The organism is Pseudomonas sp. FeN3W (genome assembly GCA_030263805.2).
Taxonomy (GTDB): domain Bacteria; phylum Pseudomonadota; class Gammaproteobacteria; order Pseudomonadales; family Pseudomonadaceae; genus Stutzerimonas; species Stutzerimonas stutzeri_G.
Map to the genome: position 1 here is coordinate 451,324 of CP136011.1, position 16,092 is coordinate 467,415.

Here is a 16,092-nt window from a genome sequence, read left to right on the forward strand (position 1 = left end):
TTTGCTGCCTAATTCGGTAGGCAATACAGGGTGGAGCGCTGCACAGGTTTACTACTGGCCAGTACGATTTAGCGGGCTTTAGATGGCGGAGCACTGCACGAGCGGACTGCTAGAGATGACGGAGTATTGCACGTGCGCTCAGCCAGGAGCATGTCGAGACACAGAACAGCTGATAATTAGGGCACATCGCAGAGCGAGAAACTGAGTGAGATGCAGTAGACGGAAGAGCATTAGGGGGCTGGCGGCCAGAAAGTATGACGGTTCAGTGCACAGGTGGGATACCCAGGTAGATTAGAAAGCACTCCAGGAGATCACGATCTAAGTGTTCCGACGCGCTGATTGGTGTTTCATGTAAGGATGGCGGAACATTGCACGGCAAGGAAGCCTCCAGAGCATCATGGAATGCCTGCATAAGCCCGTATGTAGCTCAGGATGGTAGTTGACGGAGCGCTGCACGGGTAAGCAACCAGTTGGATGACGGAATGTTGCACAAGCATCTGGCCTGATGACAAGGGAGCGTTGCACAAGCAGATCGATCCATAGATTACGGAACGCTGCACGGGATAACGGCCTCGTGGATGGCGGAACGCTGCACGGCAGATGCCTTGGTGGATGGAGGAGCGCTGCACGACCAGATGGTTTGGTAGATGGCGGAACGCTGCACGGGCAGGTGGCAGGATAGATGGCGGAACGTTGCACGGCATATGGCTGGGTGAATAGCGGAGCGCTGCACGACCAGATGGTTTGGTAGATGGCGGAACGTTGCACGGGCAGGTGGCCTGATAGATGGCGGAACGTTGCACGGGCAGGTGGCCTGATAGATGGCGGAACGTTGCACGGCAGATGGTTGGGTGGATAGCGGAGCGCTGCACGGGCAGGTGGCTGGGTGGATGGCGGAACGTTGCACGGCAGATGGCTGGGTGGATAGAGGAGAGCTGCACGGCCAGGTGGCTGGGTGGATGGCGGAACGTTGCACGGCAGATGGCTGGGTGGATAGAGGAGAGCTGCACGGCCAGGTGGCTGGGTGGATAGAGGAGAGCTGCACGACCAGGTGACTGGGTGGATGGCGGAACGCTGCACGGAAAGGTGGCTTGATAGATGGCGGAACGCTGCACGGAAAGGTGGCTGGGTGGATAGAGGAGCGCTGCACGGGCAGGTGGTTGGGCGGATGGTAGAACGCTGCACGAGCATCTAATATGGGGATGGCGGTGCATTGTGCGGGCGGATAGCTTCGTCAATGGCATAACGATGCACGATTGACTGATTTAGAGATGACGGAGCATTGCACGGCCAAGCAATCTGATGAATTGGAGCTTGTAAGCATGCGTGCCTGGCATATTACCAAAAGGCACCGTAAAGCCCCGTCATTGATGGCGGGGATATAAGGTGCCAATCGCGTAGCGATTCAGCTTTTTGGCAACGCCTGGCTTTCAATGTACTGTTTAATCTCCGCCAGCGGTGCCCCACCACAGGACGCGGCAAAATAGCTGGGTGACCACAGCCGACCCTGGTAGTAATGCCTGGCAATATCAGGCCGCTCGCTGCGCAAGACACGGCTGGAAGCGCCCTTAAGGCTATTGACCAACGAGTAAACGGAAATCTTGGGCGGATAGGTCACCAGCAGGTGAACGTAATCCCTCTCGCCATTAAGTTCTTCCAGCGTTGCGCCAAAGTCCTCGCAGATCTTCGCGAACAGCTCACGCAGCCGTGTAATGGTAGCCTGATCAAATACATCCCGGCGGTATTTTGTGACGAAGACCAAATGCACATGAATGTTAAAAATGCAGTGCCTGCCTCGCCTGATGTCATTGACTTTATCCATAGACCTAATCATAATAAGACGATGAGAAGACTGCAAGCCTTTAAATTCGAACTTTGTCCGGACGGTGCCCAGCAGCGCTTAATGCGCCAGTTTGCCGGGGCTTCTCGATATGTGTTCAATCGCGGCTTGAGCCTGCAACAAGAGCACCACAAGAGCAATGGCAAGAAGCTCTCCTATGCGGACATGTGCAAGGCATTGACCGCGTGGAAAACAGATCCTGAGACACCATGGCTAAAAGAGCCTCACTCACAGGTGCTTCAGCAGTCGCTAAAAAACCTGGAAGCGGCTTATCAGAATTTCTTCGCGCAACGGGCTCAATTTCCTCAATTCAAAAAGAAGGGTTTTTCGGACAGCTTTCGCTACCCGCAGGGTGTAAAGCTCGATCAGGCAAAGGGTCGAGTTTTTTTGCCCAAGCTCGGTTGGATGAAGTATCGCGCCAGTCGCACTGTACTGGGCGAGATCAAAAACACCACGATCAGCCTGAAGGCCGGTCGCTGGCATGTTTCATTTCAGACTGAGCGGGAAGTGGACATCGTACGCCACCCGGCTGCTACAGCAGTTGGCATTGACCTGGGGGTTGTCCGCTTCGCGACCCTATGGGATGGCCAGCAGGAAAAGGTGATTGCGCCGCTGCACAGCTTTAAGCGCCATCAGGTTAGATTGGCTAGGGCGCAGCGCCAATTAAGTCATAAAGTTAAATTCAGCAGCAACTGGAAGCGAGCCAAGGCACGCGTCCAGAAGATCCACCACCAAATCGCCAATGCGCGCAACGACTTCTTGCATAAAGCCTCACACAGCATCAGCCAAAGCCACGCGCTGTTGTGTCTGGAAGACTTGCAAGTGAGCAACATGAGTCGTTCCGCCAAGGGTACGCCAGAGTCTCCGGGCCGACAGGTTCGCGCCAAAGCTGGTTTGAACAGGTCTATTCTGGATCAAGGCTTTGGTGAGTTTCGTCGCCAGTTGGAGTACAAGTCGGCCTGGTGCGGGGGTGACGCGATAGCAGTATCGCCGCAAAACACCAGTCGCACCTGCCCCTGCTGCGGCTATGTCAGTGCTGAAAATCGGCTAAGCCAGGCGGTGTTTCTGTGTGTGGCCTGCGCCCACACCGAGAATGCCGACCTGGTCGCTGCCAAGAACATCCGTGAGCGCGGATTGAACTCGCTCAAAGGCCAGGGCTATGGCCGGATCGCCTGTGAAGTGAATGGTGCAGTAGGGCCATCAGCAGCAGGAACCCATCGAAGTGAGCACTTGGCATCTGTCAAGTGACACCGTAGGGAATCCTCGGCATTTATGCCGGGGAGGATGTCAAGGAGAATCACTCAGGCATATCAGACGGATGACGGAACGTTGCACGACAGCATCCATAAACAGCCACAAATGATGACGGAACATTGCACGGGGTGGCGGTAACCATAGGGATCAACGAGAGAGACCGTGTGCCTGATGCTGAGTCCATCAGATTGGCTGAAACTGAACACACTCAATCGAGCAAGCACCTGGCATTTCTCCAGATATGATGGATTGCTGCACGATCTCATTATGAGGGGGAATGCTGCATGAGCAAACAAGAGGCATCGCTGATGTTCGCTGGCGATAGCTGTGAGGAGGCTGTTCGAATTTTAGGCAATCAAGCTGGTACTCGCTAGAAGTTCGGCCCTGGCCCGCATCGTGCAGCATTCCGTCATACGCAGCATGATTTGCGATGGACTATACGTTATGATCTAATTGACAGATTGCCAGGAAATCGGGCTTGTGCCGTCGTGTCGGTTTCCTGAATAATGGATTTATACCTAGGAAATTGACATGCAGAAGCAAACCAAGCCAATCATTGAGCGAACACCTGCGAGCACGCACGAGGTACACCCTCATCCCGTGATCAACCGCGTTCTCCAGAACCGAGGCATTGCGTCAATGGCTGACATGGAGTACTCACTAAGTCAGCTCATCGAGCCATTTTCAATGGCGAACATGAAACAAGCATGCATCGTGCTTGAGGGTCATCTACGCAAGGGTTCGCGTTTCGTGATTATTGGCGATTTCGACTGTGATGGCGCAACATCGACATCCATTGCTGTTGCGGGTCTTAAGATGATGGGGGCAAAGGATGTCCATTTTTTGATTCCTGACCGAGTAATTCATGGATATGGTCTAACGCCTCCGATTGTGAGTCTTGCAGCCGAGCTTGAGCCCGATATTATCGTGACGGTAGATAATGGGATTGCAAGCCTCGATGGCGCCGCTGCCGTCAACAAGCTTGAGCGACCTTGCGATCTGTTAATTACCGACCATCATCTTGCCAGTGACAAGGGGCTTCCAGAAGCGTGCGCCATCGTAAACCCCAATCAGCCAGGCTGCCCTTTCCCGAGCAAGAACCTAGCGGGCTGTGGCGTGATGTTCTATGTGATCATGGCGCTCCGAGCCCACCTCAGGGAAACCGACTATTTCGATGTCATGGGCATCAAGCAGCCCAACATTGGTACGTTGCTTGATCTGGTAGCGCTCGGTACGGTCGCCGATGTCGTTCCGTTGGACAAGAACAATAGAATCCTTGTTGAGGCCGGACTCAATCGCATTCGAATGGGTCATGCTAGGCCTGGAATCAAGGCCATCCTGGAGGTCGCAAAACGCGACCCATCCAAGGTCACTTCCAGCGACATGGGGTTTAGCCTTGGGCCTCGCATCAATGCGGCTGGGCGCCTTGAGGACATGACACTTGGCATCCAGTGCTTATTGACTGAGGATGTTCTGTTCGCCGAGACCATGGCTAAGCGACTTGACGATCTCAACCAGCAGCGCCGAGATATTGAGGCGGGGCATGTATTTGATGCGGTCATCGACATTGAGTCCAACAGCCTCAATCAAAAGAAGGGTGTTGTTCTTTTTGATCCATCGTGGCACCCCGGCGTCGTTGGGATCGTTGCCGCACGCGTCAAGGAGCGCCTGAATAGACCCATCATCTGCATGACCGATTCCGGTGGCGCGAAAGAAAAGCGCCAGGAGCTTCAGCATTTGATAAACACAAATGCCCATGATGATCTGATACAGGCATGCGAAGCTGAGCTTCAGGAAAAAGAGGTCAAAGGAAGTGCGCGCTCTATCGAAGGCATTCACCTTAAGCATGTGCTCGACCACATCAGCAAGCTGCATCCTGACATCCTGACCAAATTTGGTGGTCATGCGATGGCTGCCGGGCTTTCGCTGAAATACAAGAACCTTGAGCGTTTCGTGGAGCTGTTCAACCACGAGGTGGAAAAAGAGATCACCGAAGCACAGATGCTTGGCACCATCGTGGTGGATATCATGAATCTCGACCCCAGAAACATCTCGATTGATCTGGCCAAAGAATTAAGAAAGCTTGGCCCCTGGGGGCAGCACTTTCCAGAGCCAAATTTTCACGCACGGTTCCATAGCGTGAAAGAGCCGAGGATTATGAAAGAAAAGCACGCCAAATTCTTTGTCACCATGGAAGGCGCGCCTGATCAGGTATTTGAAGCGGTGGCCTTTAACGTAATCAATGATGGTGTCCTGCCTGTAGGCGACTTTTTTGAGGGCGCCTTTACTCTTGACATCAATGAATACCGTGGCCGAGAGACGTTGCAATTAATGCTTCGAGATGTTCAGACTCCTCTGGATATGCTTGAGCTTAAAGCAGATAAACAAACGGCCCAACCAGAAAAGACCCCAGAGCCAGGGACAATCGAAGCTGCACAATTGCTTACTGTTACCGATAAGGTGAGCGAAGTAGCGCCTGCGCGAGTTGATGGTTTATCCAAACTCAAGCATGACAACCCAGTTTCAAAGGTTCGTGACGATTTACAGAGCGCTCTAGCTGCAATTCGTGAAGCAGGTCGCCGCCATAAGGCTGCGACTAATGATGATCCTTCTCCATTTTGAGATAACGCCATGAGTCTAATTATTACACTGACAGGCATGAGCACGAGTGGTAAAAGCACACTAGCGAAAGCCATGTCATCCAGAGAAGGCTTTAAAGAGGCGGTCAGTGTCACTACCCGGCCAATGAGACCAGGCGAGATTCATGGTGTTGATTATTACTTTGTAAATGACGATGAGTTCAACAAGTACGTCGCTGAGGGTGTGCTGCTTGAGCACGTGCGCAGTCATCATGCAGCGTATGGGGTGCCGGCGTTTGAGGTTGAAAATATTTTGGCGGAAGGTAAGTCGCCCGTCATTGTATTAGAGCCCATAGGGGTTCAGGCAATGTACCAGGTTGCCAAAGACAAGGGTTATAACTTCATGTCCGGCTTCGTGTGTACCGACATGCTAACAATATTCCACAGATTCTTTAATCGAATTGATAAACAACTATCACTCAATAAACCTGTTGATTACCTCGGCGAAGCCAAACGCCTTCATACAATCCTGACTATTGAGCGATCATGGTCGTGGGCCTGGCCTTGGGACAAGCTAATGACAGACCTGCATCAAGGCGACAATTTGATAAAGCAAGTCAATGAGCTCGAATCACTTCATTATGGAGAGCGACAAATCCAGAGTAAGGCAAATTGTCGTCTAAATAATGAAGTCACCATCCCTGAGTGCATGGATCCGCATCAGTTATCGATTCACATCGCAGATGTCGCACAAGGTAATTCGTCGCTTAACTCATTCTTAAGAAAAATGACGCAACGCAGCAACAAGGCAGAAACTTGCTTTGAACTAAAATAATAAGAGCCTTAAATATGAACACTCCATATCAAAAAGCTATTGCCTTAGCCAGTGGACACCAGGAGCAAAACCTTGGTGATATTAATCTTGCGTTAAGCGAGGCTATGGAGCATGTTGCTGGCCATGCCACGGGAAGTTCCATAAAAAACATTAACATGCTGTTGATTGGTGGTGCCTCACTCCATGCGACTGGATTCAGAAAAAATTTCTCTGATGTGGATTTACTGATTGAAACTATTGAGTTGTCTACGCGAATGGAGCAAAAAATGCTCGTGTGCAAGTCGAGCAAAATGAATGTCGAACTTTTCTATGACAATAAAATTGGATCACTGGTCGACCCAGAGATGTTTAATCGGGCAATACCGATTCAAAATAAAGAAATTGGAGGCGTGTCTGTAAGCGTTGGGCTTTACCCTCCAGAATTTTTCCTGTTGGTAAAAATGGAGGTTGGTCGGGAGAAGTGCCAAAATGACATTCAGGCCATGTTGCAGGGCATTCCGTTGCCGTCTTTGCTAAAAGCCTTCAATTCTATCGCTTTGCACAATGAGAAATGGCTCATGAATGACATGGCCGACATGCTCGTAACTGATTTGATTATGCTCTATCTGCCGGGGAAGCTGCATGGTGAGTCACTATCTACGCTTAGGCAATTTTGCATGGATCTCGATATAGAGCCTGATAAAAAGAAAGAGCTTGTTATGATGTGCAGGCATTTGGAGCATAGTCAGAAAAAGCCAACTCCAAAAGCCAGTCACGAAGGACTACAGCCCTAGTTAGGGCGTAGTCGTCTCGGTATTTTCGCGAACCTTCAGCCGCGCTTCAGCCTGTATCTTGCTAAACTCCTGCCTGCTGAGTTTTGCAATATCCAACACCTGTTTGTCATCCATCTGGCCAATCATCTCAACTGCTGTCCTTGGTGAATGATTCTTCTGCTGAAGAACGCGCTTAAAGGCGCCGCAGGCAGCCTGAATCTTTATGCAATAATCTTTCACGGCACTGCATAGCTTGTATACACGCCCAATAAGATGTTTGTCATGTCCCTTCGCTTTTTTGAATGAAGAAGTCATTGGCATTAGCAGCTTATTATCAATCATTCTGGCAAAATGCTTGGCAGCCAGCCCTATGTTTTTGACCTGGGAAAAATCGGAGCCGCCATTTGTTGATGAGATAAGTGCTGCCACAAAAGCAGTCAATCCTATTGCTGGAAGATGATAGTCGCTTGGCAATAGGGCCATGATTTGGTTTAGCTTTGGGTGATCCGCTTTCTCAATAGCATGCATCATCCCATATCCAAGCGCACTCGTTGAGAAGATGATATTCTTTAGCTCATGATATCCCTGCTTGATGTCCTTTTTGTTTGTCTCCATCGTGCTCTTGGTGTGTTCCTCCGCCCAAAGAGGTGCATTACCAACAAGTGGGTGCAGCTTGTTAATGATTCCAGAGCAAGCCATTACTGCGTAGGGTGAGGAGTCGACGTATTTTTTGGTAATGACCTGGTCGCCCGAAAAACACCAGTTTGCAATCTGGCTGACGTTAATCATGTAAAAAAAGTCATTCGATGTAGTAAATTTTCCGTTGTTAAGCACTATGTCAAGAGGTGTCTGCCCACTCAAATCCGCTTCTTCCAATGAAGCGCCACCATCTAGAAGTGCATAAAATATCTTAGATGAAACACCTGGTTTGTTATCAAAATGATGAGCAACATAGTGCATAGCCGTCATGCCGTGATCATTTTTCTGATTGATTGCGCAGCCATTGTTGATCAAAAGATCCACGGCCTTATCATCATTTGCCTTGACCGCGTAAATTAACGCGGTGTGATTGTCTTTTTGCGAAGAACTGGCGTCCATGCCTTTTTTGCAGTGCTCAAGGTAGGCATAAAGTGATTCCCAGCAACCGAGCCTGGCAGCAAGCAGCGGAATGCTCAGGTTTTCGCCGATTCTCTCTTCAGTCATGGCATCTATGGATTGAACGACCTTTTCCTCATCAATCTTGAAAAGCTCATGAACCACATGATGGTTGTTGTGATAAACGGCAGAGCTTAATGCTGAGACGCCCTTGCCGCTGATCCATGAAATGTCTGCCCCCAGATGAACCATTTCATTCAGCACATGCGTATTGCCGAGTTTGCAAACATCCATTAAGGCTGTTCTGTCTTGTGCGTCTGGTGTGTTGATATCCATCCGCGCACTTAGCCACTTGAATGCGTCAACAAGATTGGCTTCAGTGTTGTTGCCCATTCGCCCACTCAACCGGTAGGCAACAATATGTGCAGCGTTTTTGCCAAAGCTGTTGCTGTGAGAGATAAGGCGCATATAGGTAAGCGCTTCTTCGCTTAGCAGACTTCTAGAATTCAGAAGCCCATTAGAAAAAGCATCCAGTACATCGATTCTAATCACATCGGTTAGGCGCAGGTAGTTGATAAGCGCGGTGTTATCCCGGCTATCAATGCGGTAAGGATCAACCAGCGAAGCCCCTTGCCGCTTCTTGGTCAGTTCGTGAATCATGCCAAGATTTCCACTGATCATGGCCTCAAGCAAAAGGGTAACCCCATTTTCATCACGCATCACTGAGGCAATGCGAGGATCTTCGATGGCTGCATCGAGCGCACCCTGATCATTACCCTCTGCCAAAGCCATTTTGGCAAGAGACCCCTTTTTGAAAGCTGACATCGAGCGCTTCGCTACCGCCAAGCCGAAGATTCTTGTTCCAAGCGCCATTTGTTCGCCTGTTGCATTCTTGGCAATCAAGCTTATTGGCGACCCCCCAATGGATGGAACATATGAGTCCAACGTATCGACCATAAGATCCAGGCTTGGTAACACTTTTTCGGATGAGAAATTCTCTGAAAAAAAATGTTGCCAGGCCGATTCGGCGGGCAGCGCATGCGCAACGGCAGATGATTCATCATTCGCAATCACCTGCGGTGTTGTGACTATAGTGCTAGGCGTATTAGCGGTCATATTCATTGTTTTTATATAGCTTTCAATTAGGGGCTAGGTGGAAAATCGTTAGACTGTATTTTCTTTTTTTCTTTAGTAAGCTCTACAAGTAGAGCCGACCTCATGAAAACTCTCTTTTCAGCATCAATTTCGCTCAAAATACCATCGCCAGATTTGATTAGATCGGTAAAATCTCTGATCTGGCCGCTTAATTCATTTAAAACTGCTGCCTCCGGTTTATTGGCGATATTAGAAAGGTAGCCTTTGCAAAAGCGAATAAGCGCCTTGGCCAAATCTTGATAATTAGGCTGATCAGCCTTTAACTCAGCCAGGGTGAATTTAATGAATAATGCGCGGGCGTCTCCATTTTTGACATACTCCTTCAGTGCCACGCGGTGTGCTGCACGATAGGCTTGGTAAGAGGTCTCGGCAGGTGATTCCTCTGGCTTTGTCAGGTTGCGCTGATGCATATGCTGATAGTTTTTCTGCGCCCAATCCACTTCGTCTATCAGCCAGGTCACGGCCCGATCACCGTAGTCATTGATAAGCTTTTCAGTGGCTTCTGGTGCGTACTTCTGCATGGCGCTAAGCAACATGTCAGGCAGCTCCTCAACCGTATTACCGGCTTCAAGGGGTTTGCTTCCTTGAGCAGCTACCTGGTAGAGAAACAGCAGCATGGATCTGACATCCACGCGAGGCCCTAACATGTAATATTCGCGTGACGTTATGGAAAGCGCGAGGTTATGCCTTGAGTCATCTTTTGCGTAATCCGCGATGGAACGCGCATGACGCTGCTCATAATCTTTGCGATCAAAAGACATGACTGTAGGAAGCTTGTCGTAATGAGCCACCACTTTTCCCGAAAAATGACGCCTTGCCCTGACATTTTTAACAGGGAGTGTCCCTATCGTGCGCATTTTCAGCGGTGAAAGACTTGACCTGACCTCGGCGGTTCCCAGCGCAATAATTTCTTCAGCGCTAATGGCTCGCCCAGATCTGTAGAATGCGCGAGGGGAGATGTGTGCATCAACCGAGTGACTCGGGTAGTAATAGCACCGAGAGGGGTTGCGGCACGACGGATCAAGCTCGATACGCGATTTAAGCGCGTCGAAGCACGTTGGCCAATCCTCAACCGCAATGGGCTCAGCCAGCCGCACAATCATGCGGTATTTCCATGGCGTTTCCGGCGTGAAGTTGTGGGTTGAGTACACCACGTACTCATATCCCTCGAAAATTTGCTCAGAGGCCTCAAGCGCGCCCGGCTTGTCGATGTCAATGACAAGCGAGGTAATCGCCTCAATGTTGACGTCGAAACGGTAGTGCCAGATGTCGGCCTTCTTCGCTTTTTGCAAAACCCACTCATGCTCGGGCTTCATCATTACAGGAATGAAGGCGGGGCCGTCTTTGAAGCGCCGAACCTGATGAGTCATCAGGGAGTCCCTGAAGTCCTCCCATGAGGGCTCTGAGATGCCTCGCTCGACATCGACATCGCGGGCATTATTCAGATCAACAATGTAAAGAAAATCGTTTGGCATGGTCATGGTGATTTATTTTTCCTACCTATGTTTCCATAGTAAAGGTAGCGTGTTCAGCCGCTCAAGCGAAAAAATGACTTGCAAAGATGTCAATAATTGGTTATAAAAATAGACGAACTGCCCACGCGCGCTCCGCCATTGTGATCGTGCGCGGTGCCAAACTCGCTGATAACGCAGCCAAGGAGAAATACGAGCTGGGCATGCAGCTACCCCAAGCAAGCAACATCGCCCCGTCTTCGTTGGAAAAAATGATGAATAAACCCTTCGCAATTGATATCGATGACGTATTGGGTCACATGTCGGCAGTACTGCATCCCGCACTCAGCACGCATACGAACCAGCAGCTCAAAATCAGTGACTGGCATAGATTCGACATTTACAAGCTGTACGGCATTAGTCTTGATTCGTTTTTGGGGTGCATCATCGAAAATGAATTGCTCAGCAAAATGCCGCCATGCGAGGGCGCAAAGGAGGCGCTTGATGCGCTGAAAATGGCTGGGGCAGACGTCGTTCTCATAACCTCAAGAGGCTATTACCCAAACGCTGACCAGGTCACTGCCGACTGGTTAGACAGGCTGGGAATGGCTTATGACGATTTGATCGTCGTTCCTGAAGGTACGAGCAAGGGCGAAATCGCCAAATCCCGCTACCCTCGTGGATTTTCGGTGATGGTGGATGATCATGCCGCAAACCTCGATTCGATGAAGGAACATGGTCTTGTCGGTCAAACTATCCTGGTAGATCGCCCTTGGAACAAACATCGCGATGATTATCGGTTTGGCATCAACAGGTTCAATAGCCTGTCTTGCTACGTCAATGCACTAAAAGCGGAATCAGTGCCACAGCGAAAGAGTGATCTATGCACGCTAGCCATGTGATGAAGCTGCTGGGAGTCGGGTTGATATACCTGATGCTTTTAATTTCATTCGCAATTATTGGCATTGTTGCCTGCTCTTTCGATAAAATAGCCCAATCAATATTCAAACCAAAAATGGAAAAACACCCATGAGTCAAACAACAAAAGAAGTGGACGGCGTCCCCAAGAGAACCGTTAGCGATATCCTGGCTGATATTCGCAATGGCGCTATCATTCTAGCGGCTTTGGTTTTCTCATTTCACTGGGCAACACAGGGCTCGTCTGGCGCAACGGAAGAGGTTTCAAAAAAAACAATTGAGATCGCGCCTGTAGCCATCCCATCGAAGGCACCAGCCATCGAGCCTCAGGGCGAGCCAAGCATGGTCGCCTCGCACAAGATTACGGAGGCGTTGGGCAAAAGAATTGCCGAGCTTAAGGACAGCAAGCCCGTTGTTCTCAAGAGCGTGGCTGCCATCAGAGAATCACAGGCCAGGCTGTCAGCAAACAGCCAGGAAGAACAAGCTCCTCAGGACGTAACGCCAGGCTCGGCAACCATAACAACCCCTGACGGTCAAGCCACAATTCCAAAGCTTGGCTATGCGCCGGACGGAAGCCGTCTTTCTGCTGCGCAAAAGTCTGAGCAAATCAAAACAATGCTTTCCAATATTCCTGAAAATTTCACGATCAACTGGAAGGCCGAAAACGAAAAAGTAAACCTTTATGTGTTTACTGACCCAACGTGTCCCTATTGCAAAAAACTGCATCACGCCATTCCCGAGTTGAATGCGGCAGGCGTTACCGTTCGCTATTTCCTGTTCCCCAGGGATCTTCCTAACTCAACTGCTGAGCGCCTCTCTCCTACGGGCCAACAGGTTAGCAACATTTGGTGTTCGATTGATCAGAAAGCAGCATTTGATGAAGCATTCGATGGATTCAGGGTAAAGGATGCGTCGTGTGGCGACTTGCCTGCCGACATGCAACGAATAGCGCCTCCACTGTCCGAGCACTATTTCCTCGGTAGCCTCGTAGGAATTAATGGAACACCTACATTCCTGACTGACCATGGAATCAAAGGCGAAGGATTCAGCTCAGTTCAAAGGCTGATGGAACAAATTCTTCCCTAAATGGTTGAAATCAAATAAAAGGGGAGCAATGCTCCCCTTTTGCTTGTCAATTAAGCCTTTACGCTATTTGCCAAATATGGAATAATTACCCCAAATAACTATAAAAAAGGGGTATTTATCAATGTTTGCAATTATTCTCGTTCTCATTGCAATCGCATTAACCATCCTTGCATCAATTGTCACATTATCCTATTTGCTGGATGACGGTCAGAATGCTGCAAAGGCAGAAGCTGCCAAGATCTTGAATCAGGCTTCTCAAATCCAGGGCGCCATCGTCATTGCGCGTACTGACGGCGTTCAACTCAACACCGAATCTTCTCTTGATGAACTCCATCCTAGATATCTTGCAGATATACCAGAAGGGGCCGAGAACTGGGGCTTTGGCGAGAACAATGTATTTAAAACAGATGTAAAGGATAATGTCTGCATTGCAGCCAACCTTTCATTGGGTCATGTCTTTAAGGAAGGTGATCCTGACGTTAGGAAGGCAGATTCGCTCGATGCCTATATCCCTTACTGCGATAATCCAAACCTGAGCCCCAATGTCCCATGCTGCGATAATTCAAGAACTGCAACCCCTGATGAGACGCCTCAGGCATAAGGTGGTCGGAAGCATAAAAAATCCCGCAGAAGCGGGATTTTTTTTACATACCAAAATTAGGCGATTCGCCACCAGACTCTTTCGCTACGCGCTGCAACAGCCTGTTGTGCCGAGCAAGCTCATCCCCTGAAATAGTTGCCAAAACCAGATCTGGATGGTCGAGTCGCTCCACCCGAAGTGATGAACCAGTGGTAATTTGCTTTCCATCAAAGCTGAGATTGTTCTGCTTGACAGTCATCAGCAAGTAGACACGAGCCAAAAGACTGGCATCCAGCAAGGCTCCGTGATAATCACGCTCATAGTTATCAGTGCCGAGATATCGCTTCAGCAGTGCATCGAGACTATTGGATTGACCAGGATGTTTGGCATTTGCTACCTGCAAGCTATCGGTCACTACGACATCGAAGCTTCTGATCGCAGGCATGCCGATATTGCGTAATTCAGCATCGATAAAATCAACGTCGAATCGTGCATTGTGTGCAATCAATTCAGCGCCACGCATGAATTCAACAAATTCACGCGCAATGTCTTTGAATGTGCGGCCTTTAGACAGGACAACAAGATCATCACGGGACAATTTGTGTACGTTGTACGCTTCTTCGGGAACGTCACGCTGAGGATCCAGGTAAACGTGATAGGTGCGACCGGTCGGCACCCGGTTGATATATTCAATAGCACCAATTTCAACAATCCTGTCTCCACCATCGTGCAGAAAGCCTGTCGTTTCAGTATCTAGAAAAATCACCCGCTCGTCTGTATCGACTTTGACTACATCACTCATATTTTCGAATACCTGGCTGCACGGTGTGCGGCGGTCAATAAACCTTTAATAGTTATATTATGCAAGTTGATCACGCACATTCGCCAGATGTTCTTGATTAGATTCTGGCAATTCCTGGTGCCCAGAGCTGCTCAGTAGATTTGAGAAATTACCCCCTTCAGCCTCATAATTGGCTACTGAGGCCGCAATTTCCTTTTTTGAAAAGCCTTTGGGCGATGAACCCCCTTTCTCTTTCTTCTCTTCTTTTTGCTCCAGTCCCGCAAGACGCGCTTTCTGCTCCTCGCTCAGTGAACAGAAGCGTGACTGTCCTTTGGCAAACGAAAGAAACGCTGTTCCCAGGGGGCCATTTCGCTGCTTGCCAATGATGATTTCAACAATACCTTTCTGCGGACTATCCTCGTTGTAGACCTCATCGCGGTACACAAACATGATGACGTCAGCATCCTGTTCGATGGAGCCCGAATCGCGAAGATCAGAGTTCATTGGACGCTTGTTGGGGCGTTGCTCAAGGTTACGTGAAAGCTGAGAAAGTGCGATGACCGGGCATTTCAGGTCGCGAGCCAATTGCTTGAGGCCCCTGCTAATTTCCCCAATGCCCTCATTTCGGTTTCCAAGGTTATGTTTAGCCACCTGCATCAGCTGGAGGTAGTCAATGACGATGAGGCCGAGCCCTGACTCTTCATTTTGCAGGGACTCTTCATTTTGCCTGTGGGCACGAGCGCATAGCTGCTCCAGGGATAGGGCGGGCGTGTCATCAATGAAAATAGTGGCGCCATCAAGCGTTTCGATAGCAAGCTCGACCTTCTCGAAATCCCCGACCTTGAGTTTACCGGCTCGCAAATCTTCGTAATCAACGCCGCCGATACTGCTCAGGCTACGCTGATAAATCGCATCACATGGCATTTCCATTGAAAAAACCATGACCGACTTGCCTTTTTGCAGAGCCGCGTTTTCGGCAATGTTCATGGCAAATGTGGTTTTGCCCATCGATGGTCGAGCGCCAATGATGATCAGGTCTTCAGGCTCAAGACCCAGGATAATTTTATCCAGATCGGCATAGCCTGTTTCGGTGTAGCTAACGTCACCCGCTACCCTTCGGGCAAATTTACCTTTCCAGATCTGACCAACCGCGCTAAATGATTTGGTGGAATTTTCGTTTGAGATCAAACGCTGGTTGGACGATTGAATGAAGCGACTCATCTTAGAAAGCTCGTGCTGAACGAGGCCTTCGCCGGTTGCCAGTGAGCCTATGGTCTTTTGGAGAGCCTTGATCGTTTCATGCCGCAGGGAAAGCTCCCTTAGCTCTTCAGCCTGGCGCTTGATGGCGTTGGGGGAGGGCAGGTTGCTCAGGATGTCAAACAGGTGCGGCTCGACCTTCTGATCACCCGCGAAATGCGACATCGCTACCGCACTGTCGACCATGTGCCCAGCTTTGTCCTCTGCTTTTAGCCAGGCGAAGATCGCCTTGGATGCCTCGTTGAAAAAGTCGTCAGGCTCAATGATCTCGCTGACGGTTCGAAGCAGTGAGAGGTTGTCCAGGAGGGTCGCCAGCAGCACGCGCTCAATAGGCTCTGCGCTGGCAAAAAGGGATTCATTGGTTTCAGAAAGGAAGGGCTTGGTCATGATGGACTCGAAAAATCTAAGCGTGGCGGGATTATAAGGCGAAGCTGGAGTTTGTCAATTGATGTCAAACGATATACTCTGTCACCCTTACTGTATCAACCGACCTGGCTCAAGGGATCTCG

At 49.8% G+C, this 16,092-nt stretch carries 12 protein-coding genes; 7 read left to right on the forward strand and 5 right to left on the reverse strand.

The window, feature by feature from the left end; translation table 11 throughout:
• Positions 1–1,405: 1,405 nt before the first annotated feature.
• Complete coding sequence (gene tnpA, locus P5704_025870) at positions 1,406–1,822, reverse strand: IS200/IS605 family transposase (protein WOF82218.1); 417 nt, start codon at positions 1,820–1,822, stop codon at positions 1,406–1,408.
• A 21-nt stretch (positions 1,823–1,843) separates the two neighbouring features.
• Between tnpA and P5704_025875 the strand changes: the two genes are divergently transcribed.
• From P5704_025875 to P5704_025890, 4 genes are all read left to right on the forward strand, one after another.
• Positions 1,844–3,088, forward strand: coding sequence for a transposase (locus tag P5704_025875; GenBank protein WOF82219.1), 1,245 nt, complete (start codon positions 1,844–1,846; stop codon positions 3,086–3,088).
• Positions 3,089–3,625: 537 nt separating this feature from the next.
• Complete coding sequence (locus P5704_025880) at positions 3,626–5,716, forward strand: DHHA1 domain-containing protein (GenBank protein WOF81328.1); 2,091 nt, start codon at positions 3,626–3,628, stop codon at positions 5,714–5,716.
• A gap of 9 nt (positions 5,717–5,725) precedes the next feature.
• The gene (locus P5704_025885) at positions 5,726–6,508 is read left to right on the forward strand and encodes a guanylate kinase (protein WOF81329.1); all 783 of its coding nucleotides are present in this window, start codon (positions 5,726–5,728) and stop codon (positions 6,506–6,508) included.
• A 14-nt stretch (positions 6,509–6,522) separates the two neighbouring features.
• Positions 6,523–7,281, forward strand: a complete 759-nt coding sequence (locus P5704_025890) for a hypothetical protein (protein WOF81330.1) — start codon at positions 6,523–6,525, stop codon at positions 7,279–7,281.
• On the opposite strand, the gene P5704_025895 is transcribed toward P5704_025890, so the two are convergent.
• On the reverse strand, positions 7,282–9,477 hold the full coding sequence (locus P5704_025895; protein ID WOF81331.1) for an ankyrin repeat domain-containing protein: 2,196 nt from the start codon (positions 9,475–9,477) through the stop codon (positions 7,282–7,284).
• A 20-nt stretch (positions 9,478–9,497) separates the two neighbouring features.
• Positions 9,498–10,991: a DNA primase gene (locus P5704_025900; protein ID WOF81332.1), complete on the reverse strand. Its 1,494-nt coding sequence runs from the start codon at positions 10,989–10,991 to the stop codon at positions 9,498–9,500.
• A gap of 80 nt (positions 10,992–11,071) precedes the next feature.
• Here P5704_025900 and P5704_025905 point away from each other — a divergent pair, with 80 nt between their 5' ends.
• From P5704_025905 to P5704_025915, 3 genes are all read left to right on the forward strand, one after another.
• The gene (locus P5704_025905) at positions 11,072–11,863 is read left to right on the forward strand and encodes a hypothetical protein (protein WOF81333.1); all 792 of its coding nucleotides are present in this window, start codon (positions 11,072–11,074) and stop codon (positions 11,861–11,863) included.
• A gap of 127 nt (positions 11,864–11,990) precedes the next feature.
• Positions 11,991–12,965, forward strand: a complete 975-nt coding sequence (locus P5704_025910) for a DsbC family protein (protein ID WOF81334.1) — start codon at positions 11,991–11,993, stop codon at positions 12,963–12,965.
• 121 nt (positions 12,966–13,086) lie between these two features.
• Entirely contained in the window at positions 13,087–13,566 is a 480-nt protein-coding gene (locus P5704_025915) for a hypothetical protein (protein WOF81335.1), read from the forward strand.
• Between the two features lie 43 nt (positions 13,567–13,609).
• Here the strand turns inward: P5704_025915 and dnaQ are convergent, their stop codons facing one another.
• Complete coding sequence (gene dnaQ, locus P5704_025920; protein WOF81336.1) at positions 13,610–14,347, reverse strand: DNA polymerase III subunit epsilon; 738 nt, start codon at positions 14,345–14,347, stop codon at positions 13,610–13,612.
• Positions 14,348–14,404: 57 nt separating this feature from the next.
• Positions 14,405–15,970 carry a replicative DNA helicase gene (gene dnaB, locus P5704_025925; GenBank protein WOF81337.1) on the reverse strand — a complete coding sequence of 522 codons (1,566 nt, stop codon included), beginning with the start codon at positions 15,968–15,970 and terminating at the stop codon, positions 14,405–14,407.
• Positions 15,971–16,092: the final 122 nt, after the last annotated feature.